Source organism: Allobosea sp. OK403, assembly GCF_900113835.1.
Classification (GTDB): Bacteria; Pseudomonadota; Alphaproteobacteria; order Rhizobiales; family Beijerinckiaceae; genus Allobosea.
The window spans coordinates 73074-88548 of sequence record NZ_FOQV01000005.1; the positions used below are offsets into that span (position 1 = coordinate 73074).

The 15475-nt window shown below is 66.4% G+C and carries 12 protein-coding genes; 4 read left to right on the top strand and 8 right to left on the bottom strand.

From position 1 onward, the window contains the following. Positions 1 to 153: 153 nt before the first annotated feature. The 3 genes from tsaE to ahcY form a co-directional block, all read right to left on the bottom strand. Complete coding sequence (tsaE, locus tag BMZ97_RS18315; protein ID WP_092172701.1) at positions 154 to 1698, bottom strand: tRNA (adenosine(37)-N6)-threonylcarbamoyltransferase complex ATPase subunit type 1 TsaE; 1545 nt, start codon at positions 1696 to 1698, stop codon at positions 154 to 156. Then, positions 1695 to 4175, bottom strand: coding sequence for a sensor histidine kinase (locus BMZ97_RS18320; protein WP_092172704.1), 2481 nt, complete (start codon positions 4173 to 4175; stop codon positions 1695 to 1697). The genes tsaE and BMZ97_RS18320 overlap by 4 nt, the downstream gene beginning before the upstream one ends. A gap of 403 nt (positions 4176 to 4578) precedes the next feature. Further along, positions 4579 to 5979, bottom strand: coding sequence for an adenosylhomocysteinase (gene ahcY, locus BMZ97_RS18325; protein WP_092172707.1), 1401 nt, complete (start codon positions 5977 to 5979; stop codon positions 4579 to 4581). A 228-nt stretch (positions 5980 to 6207) separates the two neighbouring features. Here ahcY and BMZ97_RS18330 point away from each other — a divergent pair, with 228 nt between their 5' ends. Continuing rightward, entirely contained in the window at positions 6208 to 7557 is a 1350-nt protein-coding gene (locus BMZ97_RS18330) for a Zn-dependent hydrolase (protein WP_210188285.1), read from the top strand. 7 nt (positions 7558 to 7564) lie between these two features. On the opposite strand, the gene BMZ97_RS18335 is transcribed toward BMZ97_RS18330, so the two are convergent. The 5 genes from BMZ97_RS18335 to BMZ97_RS18355 form a co-directional block, all read right to left on the bottom strand. Beyond that, positions 7565 to 7912, bottom strand: a complete 348-nt coding sequence (locus BMZ97_RS18335) for an HPr family phosphocarrier protein (protein WP_092172710.1) — start codon at positions 7910 to 7912, stop codon at positions 7565 to 7567. A gap of 11 nt (positions 7913 to 7923) precedes the next feature. After that, complete coding sequence (locus BMZ97_RS18340; RefSeq protein ID WP_069689157.1) at positions 7924 to 8325, bottom strand: PTS sugar transporter subunit IIA; 402 nt, start codon at positions 8323 to 8325, stop codon at positions 7924 to 7926. A 110-nt stretch (positions 8326 to 8435) separates the two neighbouring features. Beyond that, entirely contained in the window at positions 8436 to 8897 is a 462-nt protein-coding gene (locus BMZ97_RS18345) for an HPr kinase/phosphorylase (RefSeq protein WP_092172713.1), read from the bottom strand. 5 nt (positions 8898 to 8902) lie between these two features. Beyond that, positions 8903 to 10645 carry a sensor histidine kinase gene (locus BMZ97_RS18350; RefSeq protein ID WP_244546497.1) on the bottom strand — a complete coding sequence of 581 codons (1743 nt, stop codon included), beginning with the start codon at positions 10643 to 10645 and terminating at the stop codon, positions 8903 to 8905. Positions 10646 to 10885: 240 nt separating this feature from the next. Continuing rightward, positions 10886 to 11587, bottom strand: coding sequence for a response regulator transcription factor (locus BMZ97_RS18355; protein WP_069689160.1), 702 nt, complete (start codon positions 11585 to 11587; stop codon positions 10886 to 10888). A gap of 259 nt (positions 11588 to 11846) precedes the next feature. Between BMZ97_RS18355 and BMZ97_RS18360 the strand changes: the two genes are divergently transcribed. The 3 genes from BMZ97_RS18360 (at position 11847) to BMZ97_RS18370 (ending at position 15448) form a co-directional block, all read left to right on the top strand. Further along, complete coding sequence (locus tag BMZ97_RS18360; protein WP_092173298.1) at positions 11847 to 12581, top strand: HugZ family pyridoxamine 5'-phosphate oxidase; 735 nt, start codon at positions 11847 to 11849, stop codon at positions 12579 to 12581. A gap of 208 nt (positions 12582 to 12789) precedes the next feature. Continuing rightward, positions 12790 to 14400, top strand: a complete 1611-nt coding sequence (locus BMZ97_RS18365) for a phosphoenolpyruvate carboxykinase (protein ID WP_092172719.1) — start codon at positions 12790 to 12792, stop codon at positions 14398 to 14400. 37 nt (positions 14401 to 14437) lie between these two features. Further along, positions 14438 to 15448 carry an Lnb N-terminal periplasmic domain-containing protein gene (locus BMZ97_RS18370; protein WP_092172721.1) on the top strand — a complete coding sequence of 337 codons (1011 nt, stop codon included), beginning with the start codon at positions 14438 to 14440 and terminating at the stop codon, positions 15446 to 15448. Positions 15449 to 15475: the final 27 nt, after the last annotated feature.

Sequence of the window (15475 nt, forward strand, 5' to 3'; positions counted from 1 at the left end):
GACGCCCGCGTCGGTCGTCCCGGGCGACCGCAGGGAGACCCGGGACCCATGCCGGAACGGTTCAGGCATGGGTCCCGGATCAGCGCGGCTTCGCCGCTTGTCCGGGATGACGTCGCGGGTATGAGACGGATGCCTTGCAGCACTATGGGGAGATCACCCGACCGCAAACAGCTTCGGCAGATGCGCCTGATACCAGCCCTTGAGCTCTTCGAGCGCGGGATGCTCGAGATTGCGGCGCAGATAGGCTTCGATGCGCGGGAGGTGCTCGAGATAGGCCGGCTTGCCGTCGCGCCGGTCGAGCCGCGCGAAGATGCCGGCGATCTTGGTGTTGCGCTGCGCGCCGAGGATCGCATAGGCGCGGGCGAAGCCGGCGAGGTCGAAAGCCGGGTCGTCGCCGCGCCGCGCCGCGCCATAGGCCGCGAGCAGCCGCAGTTCCAGGGCGGCGGGCACGTCGACGCGCGCATCCTGGCCCAATGAGACGAGGTCGTAGGCCGGGTGCCCGAGCACCGCGTCCTGGAAATCGATCAATCCGAGCTGGGCAAGCCCCTGGCGCTTCGGCAGCCAGATCAGGTTGGGCGAATGGAAATCCCGCAAGGTCCAGGTCGAGGGCGCTTCCAGGATCTCGTCGAAGAGCCGGCTCCAGATCCGCCCGAACTCGGCCTGCGTCACCGCCGGCAGCGTCACGCCGGCGATATGGGGCGCATACCATTCCAGGATCAGCTCGGTCTCGATCGCCAGCGCGCCGCGGTCGTAATCGGGCACGACATGGTCGCGGCCCTCGGTGACAGGCAGGATCGTCGGCAAGGTATGGCGGTGCAAATCGGCGAGCAGCCGGGCCGCTGCCTCGTAGCGCTCTGGCACCGGGCCGTCGGCGTCGAGCACGCCTTCCTCACCGAGATCCTCGATCAGCAGCAGCCCGGTCGAGAGATCCTGGGCCAGGATTTCCGGCGCGGAATAGCCGAGCGAATGCAGGCCGCGATCCATCGCCACGAAGGCGTCGATGGTCTCGGCCAGATGCGCGATGGCACTGTAGGGCTTGCCTTGCCGGATGGCGGGGCCGTCCGGACGCGGCGGCGAGATCATCAGGATCGCGCTCTCGCCATTGCTGCGCGTCAGGCGCTCATAGGCGCGGCTGGAGGCGTCGCCTTGCATGAAGTCGCGCTGCGCCTCGCCCCAGCCGGCATCGTCGAGCATATGCCGCGTGGCGATCGCGATGCTGAGCCGCTGCCGCCAGAGCACGCCGCCGGCAAGCGTCGCGATGCGGCCCGTCTCGGGGTTTCCCGGATCGACGTCGAGCACGATGTCGAGCCGGCGTCCGGCGGGCAGCCGCGTGCCGGCCCGGTCTGGCCACTCGACCAGGGTGACGATGCGCTCGAGATCCTCGATCAGCCCGATATCGTCGAGCTCGTCGGGCGAACGGACGCGGTAGAGATCGGCATGGAGCACGGGGCCGCGCGGCGTGTCGTAGCTCTGCACCAGGGTGAAGGTCGGGCTCGGTGCTTCCAGAGCCGGGTCGCCTGCGAGCTCGCGCAGGATCGCCCGCGCCAATGCCGATTTCCCGGCGCCGAGATGGCCCGACAGCGCGACGATGTCGCCCGGCTTCAGGATGGCGGCGAGATCGGCCGCCAGCCGCGCGGTCGCCGCCTCATCGGCCAGCAGGAGCCGATGCGCGCCGCTTTTCGCCAACTCCTCGCTCATTCAGCCGCATCCGAAAGCGGCAGGCCCTCGGACGGGAACACCGCGGTCACCTGCGTGCCGCGCCCGGGCGCCGAATCGAGTTCGACGCGTCCGCCATGCAGTTCGACGATCGAGCGCACGATCGAGAGGCCCAGGCCGACGCCGCGATGGTTGGAGCCGAGCGAATGGCTCTCGAAGCGGTCGAACACCTTCTCCTTCACCTCGGCGGGGATGCCGCGGCCCTGATCGCTGACGGTGATCCGGACATGGCCGCCGCTGCGCGTTGCGCTGACCGTGATGGTCTGACCCGGCGAGGAGAAGCCGATCGCATTCGAGATCAGGTTGAACAGCACCTGGCGCAGCCGCTTGCCGTCGGCGCGCAACGGCCCGGTCTGCGGCGCGATCTCGACCTGCAGCTTCATCTTGCTGTCGGTCAATCGGTCGTGCAGCCCCGCCGCCGCCTCGGCGATGGTCGCGGCGACATCGACCTCGTTCAGCTCCAGCGTCAGCGCGCCGTTATCGATCGTGGCGAGATCCAGGATGTCGTTGATGATCGCAAGCAGCGCGCCCGAGGAGCGCACGATATGGGAGGTGTAGTCGCGCTGCTTCTCGTTCAGCGCGCCGATCGCCTCCGTTCCCAGCAACTGGGCGAAGCCGATGATGTTGGTCAATGGCGAGCGCAGCTCATAGGAGACGTGGTGGACGAAGTCCTCGCGCAGGCGAGAGACCTTCTCCAGCGCTTCGTTCTTCTCGGTCAGGGCGCGTTCGACATTCACGCTCGCGGTCACGTCGGCAAAGGTGATCAGGGTCGCACCGTCCGGCAGCGGCGCCGCGGCGCAGTCGAGCACTGAGCCGTCGCGCCGCTCCATCCGGCAGCCATAATCCTCGCGCGCGTCGCGCACGCCGGTGATGACGCTGTGCAGCTCGCTCCAGACCTCGTCCTGCGGAAAGAGCGGCCGGCACAGCCTGACGATCTCGTCGATATGGGGTGCGGCGCCGGCAATGTCGGGCTGAATCCGCCAAGCCTGGGCGAAGGCCGGGTTGGAGAGCTTGAGCCGCCCGTCCGAGCCGAACACGGCGACGCCCTCGCGCAGCGAATCCAGCGTCTCGCGCTGGGTCCGGGACAGTGCGTTGAAGCGCGATTCCAGCGTGAAGCGCTCGGTCACGTCGTCGAGCAGATAGGTCACGCCGCCGCGCGGATTGGGGCTCGCGACGACATGGATGGTGCGCCCGTCGGGCAGATACCACCAATCCTCGATGGCGCGCGTCGCGGTATAGGCGGCCTGCACGCTGGCTTTCCAGCTGCGGTAATCGCCGAGCTCGGGCAGGCGGCGCTCGGCCCGGAGCCGGTCGAGGATCTCGCTGTCGCTCGGCTGGCCGTCGAGGAAGTTGGCATCGAGTGACCAGAGCGTGTCGAAACCGGAGTTGCGGTAGACCAGATGCTGCGTGGCGTCGAACACCGCGACCGCTGTCTTCAAACGGTCGAGCGTGCGCACATGGGCGTCCATCTGGCGCTGCAGATCGGTCCGCACAGCCTCCAACTCGCTCATATCGGTGGCAATGCCGGCAAAACCCACAGGCGTCGGCAATTCGAGGATGTCGAGCGTCCGGCGTTGCCCGGCGACGACGGCCGGCGCCCGCACCGAGAAGATGCGCCCCTCGCGCCTAGCCTTGGCCGCAGCTTCGCGCTCGCCCCGGTCGAGCAGCTCGAGGCCGCTCTTGGTCGCCTCGGGGCCGTCGGTCGCCTCCACGGCGCGCGCATAGGCGGCATTGCACCAGGTCAGGCGTCCGTCGGCTGCGCGCGTCCAGGCCGGCTGCTGCAGGCCCGCCAATAAGGCGATCAGGGCGGAATGATCGGAAGAGAGGCGTTCCAGGTCGCCGCGCAAGGTCATGACCTGTGCACGTTCGCCGGTGACCTCGCGGAAGCGGATCACCGCGCGCCCGGCGACGGGACGGCCCTCGACATCGATATAGGGACCGGTCTTGGCGCGCAGCGTGAAGCCGAAGGCCTCGCCGCGCTCTTTCAGCGCATCCGTGGCGAGCTCCAGTTTCTTGGCATCGACCGGGGGCGCCCAGGCGCCATAGGCCAGCGCCAGTGTCGCGCCCGGCGCGCCGAGGAAGCCGCTGTCGCCTTCGAAGATCGGCTGGGCGTCGCGCCCGCTCCAGCTGACCACGACCTGCGGGTCGGCGGCGAGCAAGGCGGCAAGGCGGTCCTGATGGCCCCGCGCGGCCTCGAGCTCGCCCGCCATCTCGGTTTCGCGGCGGTGCCAGCGTCCCCGTTCGCGCACATAGATCAGCGAGGTCGTCGCGGCGAAGACGGTGAGGCCGATGAGCAGCAGCGACAGGCTCCCCGTGCTCAGCGTCTCCGTGTGCAGCGGCGCGAGCCAGTCGGCCTGGGCGAATGTCGCGGTCGGCGCCTGCGCGGCGGCGAGGCCGGGAAGAACCGCGTGGCTGCGCCAACCGCCGCCGCTTCGTTTCTGTCGCCTCGACCGTCTCATCCTGCGTCCGTTATCGTTGAAGGCGGCGGGTAGCCTGCCTGGCCACCCAAGCACGCTTAAGAATCGGGCTTGAGGCCGGTCGCTACGCCGTCCTCCTGGACCCGACGCAACGCCTGCCACCACGCCAACCACATCAGAGTGTCGATCCGGCCCATGCAAAGGGGCGGGCCCGAATCAGCCCCACTCTAATCGTCCGTAGACTCCGGCAGGAAGTGCTTAATGGATGGTAAATCGGGCGAATTTCGAAATCGCGCCACAGATTTCCAGTGACCGTCAATCAGTAGGTGGCAGATCGCGCCGAGTTACTATTAGTAGTATATTTTGCGAGACTCGCACCTGTTCCGGAAAAGAAAAAGGCCCGGCGATTGCGCCGGGCCTGATCAGATTTTGCCGATACCGACTGTCAGTAGCGGTAGAGTTCCGGCTTGAACGGGCCGGTCGGCGCCAGGCCGAGATACTTGGCCTGGGCGTCGTTGAGCACGGTGAGCTTGGCTCCGACCTTGGCCAGATGCAGCGCCGCGACCTTCTCGTCGAGGTGCTTGGGCAGGGTGTAGACCTTGTTCTCGTATTTGGCGTGATGGTTCCAGAGCTCGACCTGGGCCAGCGTCTGGTTCGAGAACGAGCAGGACATCACGAAGGAGGGGTGCCCGGTCGCGTTGCCGAGGTTCACCAGGCGGCCTTCCGAGAGCAGGATGATGCGCTTGCCGTCGGGGAACTCGACCTCGTCGACCTGCGGCTTGACGTTGTCCCATTTGAAGTTCTTCAGGCCGGCGACCTGAATCTCGGAGTCGAAATGGCCGATATTGCAGACGATGGCGCGGTGCTTCATCGCGCGCATATGGTCGACGGTGATCACGTCGAGATTGCCGGTGGCGGTCACGAAGATGTCGGCGCGCGGGGCGGCGGCCTCCATGGTGACGACCTCGTAGCCCTCCATCGCCGCCTGCAGCGCGCAGATCGGGTCGATTTCGGTGACGAGCACGCGGCAGCCGGCCTGGCGCAGCGAGGCGGACGAGCCCTTGCCGACGTCGCCATAGCCGCAGACGACCGCGACCTTGCCTGACATCATCACGTCGGTGCCGCGGCGGATGGCGTCGACCAGCGACTCGCGGCAGCCATAGAGGTTGTCGAATTTCGACTTGGTGACGGAGTCGTTGACGTTGATCGCCGGGAACGGCATCCGGCCGGCCTTGGCCAGCTCGTAGAGGCGGTGCACGCCGGTGGTGGTCTCTTCCGAGACGCCCTTGATCGCGGCACGCGTCTTGGTGAACCAGCCCGGATTGGCCTTGAGCTCGCGCTTGATCAGCTTGAAGAAGATCGTCTCTTCCTCATTGCCCGGCTTGTCCAGGAACTCGGCCTTGCCGGCTTCGGCCTCGGCGCCGAGGATGATCAGCATGGTCAGGTCGCCGCCATCGTCCAGGATCATGTTGGGCGTGCCGCCATCGCCCCAGGTCGCGGTCTTGAGGACGTATTCCCAATACTCTTCCAGCGTCTCGCCCTTGATGGCGAAGACCGGCACGCCGGTCGCGGCGATCGCGGCGGCGGCATGGTCCTGGGTCGAGAAGATGTTGCAGGACGACCAGCGCACATCGGCGCCGAGCTCGGTCAGCGTCTCGATCAGCACGGCGGTCTGGATCGTCATGTGCAGGCAGCCGGCGATGCGCGCGCCCTTGAGCGGGAACTTGCCCTTGTGCTCGGCGCGGATCGCCATCAGGCCCGGCATCTCGTCCTGGGCCATGTTGATTTCCTTGCGGCCGTATTCCGCGAGGCTGATGTCCTTGACGATGTAATCGGTCTTCGACACGGGGCTGCTCCACTGCTGGTTCTAGAATGACGGGCGGGTCTTTAGCAGCGCGCGCGGCGGAGCGCAATCAAAGATATAAAGATGTCTTTATGTCCTTGATCTGTTCGAGGACGAGAGTCGGCGACGCAGAGCGGATCCTGTTGGCCGGAGCTTTGCTGGGCTAGGAGGAGACAGCAGGGATGGCGCCAGATTCTGCACGACGCCTGCAACGCCACTTCGGAGACAGCCTTGTCCGCCAACGCCGCAGCCTTTCAGCTCCACCCCTTGCTCGACGCCGCCGTCATCGCCCGCGAGGCCTTCACCGTCTCGACCTTTGATGCCCTGCGCGCCCGGAGCCTCGACGGGCCGGGTGTGACCCGAACCTCCTACATGGCGGGCGAACAGGCAGCGCATGATCTGATCGCCGATCTGGCGCGTGGACTGGGCCTTGCCGTCTCGGTCGACGCTGCGGGCAATCTGTCGGCGCGGTTCGCCGGCAGGCATCCGGAGCGCCCGGCCTGGATCACCGGTTCGCATCTGGACTCAGTGCGCCAGGGCGGCAATTTCGACGGAGCGGCCGGGGTCATCGCCGGATTGGTCGCGGTCGCGGCGATGATCGACGCCGGACTCCAGCCGGATTGCGACATCGTCCTGATGGCGTTCAGGGCGGAGGAGAGCAGCGCCTGGTTCGTCGGGCGCCATGGCGGCCATTTCGGCAGCCGCGCCGCGCTTGGCCTGCTCTGGGAGGGCGAACTCGATAGCGCCACCCATGTCGCGACCGGCCGTTCGCTGCGCGCGATGATGAACGAGGCCGGTTTCGATGCGGCCCGCATCGAGGCCGGGCCACCGATCCTGAACCCCGCCGATATCGCGGGCTATGTCGAACTGCATATCGAGCAGGGGCCGATTCTGGAGAAGCGCGCGCTTCCCGTCGGCATCGTCACCGGCATCCGCGGCGCCTATCGCGCCCGCACTGCCAGGGCACTCGGCGCCTACTCGCATTCGGGGGCTGTTCCGCATGAGTACCGCCAGGACGCCGTCTTCGCGACGGCCGATCTGGTGATGGCGCTGGACAGCGAGTGGAGCCGCCGCCGTGCAGCGGGAGACGATCTCGTGGTCACGGTCGGTAAATTCTCGACCGAGGCGGAATTGCACTCGATCACCAAGGTGCCGGGCCAGGTCGATTTCGCGATCGACATCCGCAGCCAGGACGTGGCGGTGCTCGACGGCATGGAAGCTTTTCTGCGCGCGAGCGCTCGTGACATCGAGGCCCGGCGCGGCGTCTCCTTCGGGCTCGACCCGGTCGACCGGGCGACGCCCGCCTTGATGGATGCCGGGCTGGTCGCGGCGCTTCAGGCCAGCGCGAGCGGATTGTCGATCCCGTTCCTGACCATGGCGAGCGGCGGCGGCCATGACGCCCAGGATTTCGCCGATGCCGGCATTCCCGCCGCGATGCTCTTCGTGCGCAACGACAAGGGCAGCCACAACCCGGCCGAGGCCATGGAGATCGCTGATTTCATGCAGGCGACGCGCGTGCTGGCGAATGTCCTGCGCGCGATGACGATGCCTGGATCGGCCCAGGCATGTCCGATCGGTTGATGGCGAACTACTCGCCCTCGCCGAACTTGTCGGCGACCAGCGCTTCCAGCGCCTGCAGCGCCTCTTTCGCCTCGCGCCCCTTCGCCACCACGGTGATGGTCGAGCCGATGCCGGCTCCCAGCGTCAGGATACCCATGATCGAGGTCGCACCAACCGTCTCGCCGCAGCGGGTCACGGTGATGTCGGCGTCGAAATTCGAGGCGCATTGCACGAATTTCGCCGTGGCACGGGCGTGTAGCCCCTTCTTGTTGACGATCGGCAGCTCGCAATAGAGCGCACCGGCCGGGATCACGGGCTCGGGGCAATCGCAATCCTCGTCGTCTTGCCGCTCATCCACCTGACTGCTCGTCTTCATCTGGTCAGCGCCTATTTGCCAGCCAGAACGCGGCTGGCGACGGTGATGTATTTCCGTCCGGCATCCTGCGCGCTGGTCACGGCCTCGTCGAGGCTCTTTTCCTCGCGCACGCTGGCGAGCTTGATCAGCATCGGCAGGTTGACGCCGGCGACGACGTCGATGCGGCCGGGCTCCATCACCGAGATGGCGAGATTCGAGGGCGTGCCGCCGAACATGTCGGTCAGCACGATGACGCCCCGGCCGGTTTCGACCTCTTCGACGGCTGCGATGATGTCGCGGCGTCGACCCTCCATGTCGTCATCGGGGGCGATGGCGATGGTGGCGAGGTTTTTCTGGGGGCCGACGACATGTTCGAGCGCGGCGCGGAATTCCGTCGCCAAATGCCCATGCGTCACGAGGACGAGTCCGATCATTCACTATGGCGCCTGGAGAGCGCGCGTGGCGCCCGGACAAGGTCGCGGTTTATGCGGCAGGTGCGAGATATGCGCAAGCCGGTGCGCTTAAAACTTGTCGAAATCCCGACTTAAGGCTGATCCAGAAACAATTTTAGGGCTGCCAGGACCAGCCTTTCGTCGCCGGGGCGGCCTGCCAACCTGAGGCGCGGCAGGTCGATGCCCGCCAGACGGTCGACCAGATCCTCCGGTTCGGGCATGCGCGCCGGCTCCTCCGCGAGCAGATCGACGATCAGCCGGACCTGGACCGCCGGCAGATGGGGCTCCGGCGTCAGGCCGAGCCCGCGCCGCTCGATGAGCCCTTCCAGCGGCGCGATCGGGCGGGCGAGCAGGCGCCCGGCTTGGCTGGCGATCTCGGTGCGATCATCGGCCACCAGCCTGGCGAAGGATCCCGCTTGCGTCGCGGTCGCAATCAGCGCCAGCGCCAGCGTCGATTTGCCCGAACCTGAGGGGCCGCGGATGAGAATGCCGGCTTCGCCGATCGCGATGGTGCTGGCATGGATGCGGCCTGCTTGCTCGCTCGTCGCGCTCATCTGCTTCAGGCCGCCAGCGGCACGGCCGGCAGCCGGACGATGAAGCGGGCGCCGATGCGCGGCTGTTCGCCGTCCCCATCAGCCGGGCCGAGGCGGTTCTCGGCCCGGATCGAGCCGCGATGAGCCTCGACGATCTGGCGCGAGATCGAAAGACCCAGGCCTGAATTCTGGCCGAAGCCCTCATTGGGCCGGTCGGTGTAGAAGCGCTCGAAAACGCGCTCCAGCGCGTGCGGCTCGATGCCGGGGCCGTCATCCTCGACGGTGATCAGCACGTCGGCCCCTTCGCGCGACAGCGTGACACGCACCGGCTTGTCGGGCGGCGAGAAGGAGCGGGCATTGTCGATCAGGTTGACCAGAACCTGGCCCAGCCGTGAATCATGTCCCATCACCAGGAAGCCGTCGCGCCCGCCCGGCCGCTGGCCGCGCCGCTCGGTCTTGAGCTCGATGCCGGCGCGCGCCTCATGGCGGGTCTCGTTCTGCACGGAGACGACGGCATCGAGGACCTGCCCGATATCGACCGGGGCGGCGTCGTTGCGGGCGAGTTCGGCGTCGAGCCGAGAGGCGTCGGAAATATCCGAGATCAGGCGGTCGAGCCGGCGGACATCATGCTGGATCACCGCGAGCAGCCGGCCACGCGACTCGCTGGATTTGGCGCGCGGCAGCGTCTCGACGGCGCTGCGCAGCGAGGTCAGCGGATTCTTCAGTTCATGGGCGACATCGGCGGCAAAACTCTCGATCGCCTCGATCCGGCTGTAGAGCGCCTTGGTCATCTCCCGCAGCGAGCCCGAGAGATGGCCGATCTCGTCATGTCGGCCGGCGAAATCGGGGATCTGCTCGCGTGATTTGACGCCCTTGCGGACGCGCTGCGCTGCCTCGGCGAGCTTGCGGATCGGCTCCGCGATGGTGCCGGCGAGCAGCACTGAGAGCACGATCATCACGCCGGCGGCCACGGTGAAGACCTGGAGGATCGCGTAGCGCTCGGAGGCGATGATGGCGTCGATGTCGCCGCCCTGTGTCGAGAGCAGCAGCACGCCCTTCAGCGCACGGAAGCGCTGCACCGGCACGGCGACGGAGACGATGGTCTGCCCGCGCGTGTTGACGCGCACGACGCTGGCCGGGGTGCCGTTCAGCGCGCGCGCCACCTCGGGATAGGACTTGCCGTTGGCGTTCTCGAAATCGTCATAGGTCGGAACGTCGGCCCGGCCGAGCCGATTGCGCAGCATATTCCAGGTGCGCTCCAGCAAGGGCGGCTCGTCGGGCTCGCCGACGCGTGGCAGATCGAGCCGGAGCACGTCGCCGCGCGAATAGAGATTGCGCGAATCCAGCGTCAGCAGCCCGTCCTTGTCGTAGACCCGCGCCCGCGTCTTGGTCGGCGTCACCAGCCGCCGCAGCAGCGGGGCGACCTTTTCGGGGTTGATCGAGAAATCGAGCGGGTCCTCGGCGATGCCGGCGCTCTCGCCGGCCTGCAATTGGAGCAGCTTGTCGGGGTCGATGGTGATGGTGTCGGTCTCGACTGTCGCCGAAGCCGAGATCGCGCCGGCGATGATCTCGCCTTGCGTCAGCAGGCTCTGCACCCGCGATTCGATCAGCCCCTCGCGGAACTGGTTGAGATAGAGGAAGCCGAGCAGCAGCGCGACGAGCCCTGCCAGGTTGAGAACGACGATGCGCCGCGTCAGGCTGGAGGCGGCACGCGAGGAGATGGCGCGCAGGCTGCGCCGGCCGAACACGGCCAGACGCTTGCGCAGCATGGGCGCGAAGCGCTGCGTGCGGATCACAATCCTGCGTTCGTCTTCGACCGTCGCCATAGGCCTCAAGCGCCCTGCTTTTCCTGAGCAGCCTAGCCCAAAGCCTTTACCCTGAAGAGCGTTTCGGGAAAACGCACCGCGAGGGACGGTTCAGTGAGCGTTGCCGCTGCGAAGTGGCGCATCGGCGAAGACGCCGCTTCACGGCGCCCCGGGACCAGGACTGAAAAACCCGTCCCCCGATGCTCAGCTTTCCTTGAAGCGATAACCGACGCCATACAAGGTCTCGATCATGTCGAAATCGACATCGACCTGATTGAACTTCTTGCGCAGGCGCTTGATGTGGCTGTCGATGGTGCGGTCGTCGACATAGACCTCGTCGTCATAGGCCGCGTCCATCAGGGCGTTGCGGCTCTTCACCACGCCCGGGCGCTGCGCCAGCGATTGCAGGATCAGGAACTCGGTCACGGTCAGCGTCACCGGCTCGTTCTTCCAGGTGCAGGTGTGGCGCTCTGGGTCCATGCGCAGCAGGCCGCGCTCCAGCGCCTTTGCATCCTCGGGGCGGGCAGGGGCGCCGACATCCTTGGCGCCGGCGCGGCGCAGGATCGCCTTGACGCGCTCGACCAGGAGCCGCTGCGAGAAGGGTTTGCGGATGAAGTCGTCCGCGCCCATCTTCAGCCCGAAGAGCTCGTCGATCTCCTCGTCCTTCGAGGTCAGGAAGATCACCGGCAGGTCCGACTTCTGGCGCAACCGGCGCAGCAGCTCCATCCCGTCCATGCGCGGCATCTTGATGTCGAAGATCGCCAGGTCCGGTGGGTTCTGCTTCAGCCCGTCGAGCGCCGAGGCGCCGTCGGTATAGGTCATGATCCGGTAGCCCTCGGCTTCGAGCGCAATGGACACCGAAGTTAGGATGTTGCGGTCGTCGTCGACCAGCGCAATTGTTGGCATAAGTTTTACGTCTCTTGGCCGCGTTGCAATAAATAGGTCCACTCTCGCGAGAGAGCGGCCAAACCGTGGCTGCAATCTAGCGATGGCGTGACAGTTCCGCTACCGTTTCGTCAGAATAAGGCCTGAGAGGCGAAGAGGTTCCGTGGTGCAAGACCCCGTCAGGCGGAATGAAGACCCCGTCAGGTCGAATCAAGACCCCGTCAGGTCGAATAACGAACCGGTCAAACCGAGCGAGAACCCTGCCCGAACGACCAATCCAATCAGGCCGACCGACGAGGCGGCGCGCGGATTGGCGCGAAATCTCTTGCGTAGCGCGCGCTTCGGCTCGCTCGCGACCTTGGGGCAGGACGGCCACCCGACTGCCACGCTGACGAGCCTCGCCACCGACAGCGACGGCACGCCGCTGATCCTGATCTCGGCGCTTTCGGCCCATACCGGCAACCTGATCGCCGATCCGCGCGCCTCGCTCCTGATCGCGCCGGGCGGTAAGGGCGATCCGCTGGCCCATGCCCGCATCACGCTCAAGCTCAGGGCACGGCGCATTGCCCGCGAGGCGGAGGAGGGCCTGCGCATCCGCCGCCGCTTCCTGGCGCGGCAGCCCAAGGCCGCACTTTATGCCGATTTCGGTGATTTCTCGTTCTTTGCCCTGGGTATCGAAGCTGCCAGCCTGAATGGCGGTTTCGGCAAGGCCTATGAATTGGGGCCGGCGGATATCCTGAGCGAACCGACCCGGGCGCAGGCCCTGGCCGAGATCGAGGAGGGCGCGGTCGCGCATATGAACGCCGACCATGCCGAGGCGCTCAAGCTCTATGCGCGGGTGCTGCTGGGAGCGCGCGATGGGGCCTGGCGGGCGACCGGGCTCGATCCGGACGGGCTTGATCTCGCACTCGGCGATGCCGTGCTGCGGCTCGAATTTCCCGCGCCTGTGGATGGCCCGGCGAGTTTACGAAAGATGTTGGCGGAGCTTGCTGCAAAGGCCCGCGCCGAAGCTTGAACCGAGTTTGCCACTTCGGGCTATTTTAAACGATTTAAAGAATTTTCTTCGGCCGAAGGCCTTTTCGACGGGTTGAGCCGGCGTCATCATGGGCCTAAAGAGCCTGCCACTTAAATTTTAAAGCCTGCCTCGTCTGCGCGACGATCTGTGGTTGCGCATCTTTAAAAACAGCGCTTTTGCCTTGAATGGCATGCCTCGGGAGTATCCAGTGGAAACCATTGGTCAGTTCAACGCAGCTCACGGCGCCGAAACCTTCGGCTTCCGCAAGCTGAAATCCCTGTCCTGGAACCTGCAGGCGCCGCAGCTCTACGAGCAGGCCCTGAAGCGCGGCGAAGCCGGGCTGGCCGCAGGTGGGGCGCTCTGCGCCGACACCGGCACGCATACCGGGCGCTCGCCCAAGGACAAGTTCGTCGTGCGCGACGCCATGACCGAAGGCACGGTCTGGTGGGAGAACAATGGCGCGATGTCGCCGGAGCATTTCGAGGCGCTGCTGGGCGATTTCCTCAAGCATGCCGAGGGCAAGGAGCTCTTCGCGCAGGACCTTTATGGCGGCGCCGACCCGGTGCATCGCGTCAAGGCGCGCGTCTTCACCGAATTCGCCTGGCATTCGCTGTTCATCCGCAACCTCCTGATCCGCCCCGAGTTCGAGGAGATCGCCGGCTACGTGCCGGAGCTGACCATCGTCGACCTGCCGAGCTTCAAGGCCGATCCCAAGCGCCATGGCTGCCGTTCCGAGACCGTGATCGCGATCGATTTCAGCCGCAAGATCGTGCTGATCGGCGGCTCGGCCTATGCCGGCGAGATGAAGAAGTCGGTCTTCACCTATCTGAACTACACGCTGCCGGCCAAGGGCGTCGTGCCGATGCACTGCTCGGCCAATGTCGGTTCCAAGGACGATTCGGCGATCTTCTTCGGCCTGTCCGGCACCGGCAAGACCACGCTTTCGGCCGATCCCGACCGCACCTTGATCGGCGATGACGAGCATGGCTGGTCGAAGAACGGCATCTTCAATTTCGAGGGGGGCTGCTACGCCAAGACGATCAAGCTCTCGGCCGAGGCCGAGCCGCAGATCTTCGCCGCCTCGCAGCGTTTCGGCACGGTGCTGGAAAATGTCGTGCTCGACCCCTTCACCCGCGTCGTCGATTTCGACGATCAGAGCAAGACCGAGAACACCCGCTCGGCCTATCCGCTCGACTTCATCCCGAACGCCTCGCGCACCGGCCGCGCCGGCGTGCCGAAGAACATCGTCATGCTGACGGCGGACGCCTTCGGCGTGATGCCGCCGATCGCCAAGCTGACGCCGGCGGAGGCGATGTACCACTTCCTCTCCGGCTACACCGCCAAGGTCGCGGGTACCGAGCGCGGCCTTGTCGGCGTCGAGCCGGAATTCTCGACCTGCTTCGGTTCGCCCTTCCTGCCGCGCCATCCATCGGAGTACGCCAATCTGCTGCGCGATTTCATCGCCAAGCACCATGTCGATTGCTGGCTGGTCAACACCGGCTGGACCGGCGGCAAATACGGCGTCGGCCGGCGCATGCCGATCCGCGTCACCCGCCGCCTGCTGACCTCGGCGCTGGACGGCTCGCTCAACCGTGCCGATTTCCGCCGGGATCCCTATTTCGGCTTCGCGGTGCCGACCTCGGTGCCCGGCGTCGAGCCGCACATCCTCTATCCCGTCAAGACCTGGCAGGATAAGGCCGAATTCGCCGAAACGGCCAAGCGGCTGGTCGGGATGTTCCGCGAGAACTTCAAGCGCTTCGAGGGCCATGTCGACGATGCGGTCAAGGCCGCGGCGCCGGTGAATTCCTTGGCGGCGTGAGCGCTTCCGGCTCCAGCTGTGATATGGGAAGGCGGCGATGAGCCGCCTTCTTCTTGTCACTGTCCAACTCCTGACCAGCCTGATCGTCCTCAGTGCGACGGCATGGGGCTCGGGCCTCCTGCTCTTTCGCCTGACCGGCACGATCGCGACGCTGGCCGCCATCGGCTTCGGCCTTGCCGGCCTTGCTGGTGCGATCGGGATCTGGACCGGCGCAGCGCGCCTGCCGCTCTCCTTCGCGGTGCTGTTTCTCGGCCTGCTTGGCTGGTGGAACGGCATGGCGCCGTCGCACGACCGGGACTGGATTCCCGAACTCGCCAAGCTGCCGCAGATCACGCGCGAGGGCGAGACGATCACCGTCAGCAATCTGCGAGATTTCCGCTGGCGCACGGAGGCTGATTACGACCAGCTCTGGGAGACGCGCAGCTACGACCTGACCAGGATCGAGGGCGCGGACCTGTTCCTGTCCTATTGGTCGGGCGAGGCGATCGCCCATCTCCTGGTCAGCTTCACCTTCAAGGATTCGGTGCCGCTGACCTTCTCGATCGAGGTCAGGCGCGAGAAGGGCGAGGAGTGGTCCTCGCTCGCCGGCTTCTTCCGCACCTACGAGATGGCTTATGTCGCCGCCGATGAGCGCGACATCGTCGGCCTGCGCAGCCATGCCCGCAAGGAGGATGTCCGCCTGTTCCGGCTCGCCGCCACGCCTGCCCAAGCGCGCGATGTGCTCCTGGCCTATATCGCCGACGTCAACCGGCTTGCGGCAACGCCGCGCTGGTACAATACGCTGACCACGAACTGCACGACGGTGGTCTACCATCTCGTCGGCTCTGTCGCGCCCGGCTGGACTTTTTCGCTACCACTCGACCCGCGCGTGCTGCTGTCGGGCTATCTGCCGGGCTATCTCCAGCGCATCGGCGCGGTCAGGACCGACATCCCGCTCGATGAACTGGTCCGGCAGGGGCGGATCAGTGAGCGGGCGCGGACCCTGTCGCTCGACGATCCGGAGTTTTCGAAGACGATTCGCGAAGGCGTGCCGGCCGGGCGGCCATAGGCCGGGAAGCGCGTCGCATGCCCGGGC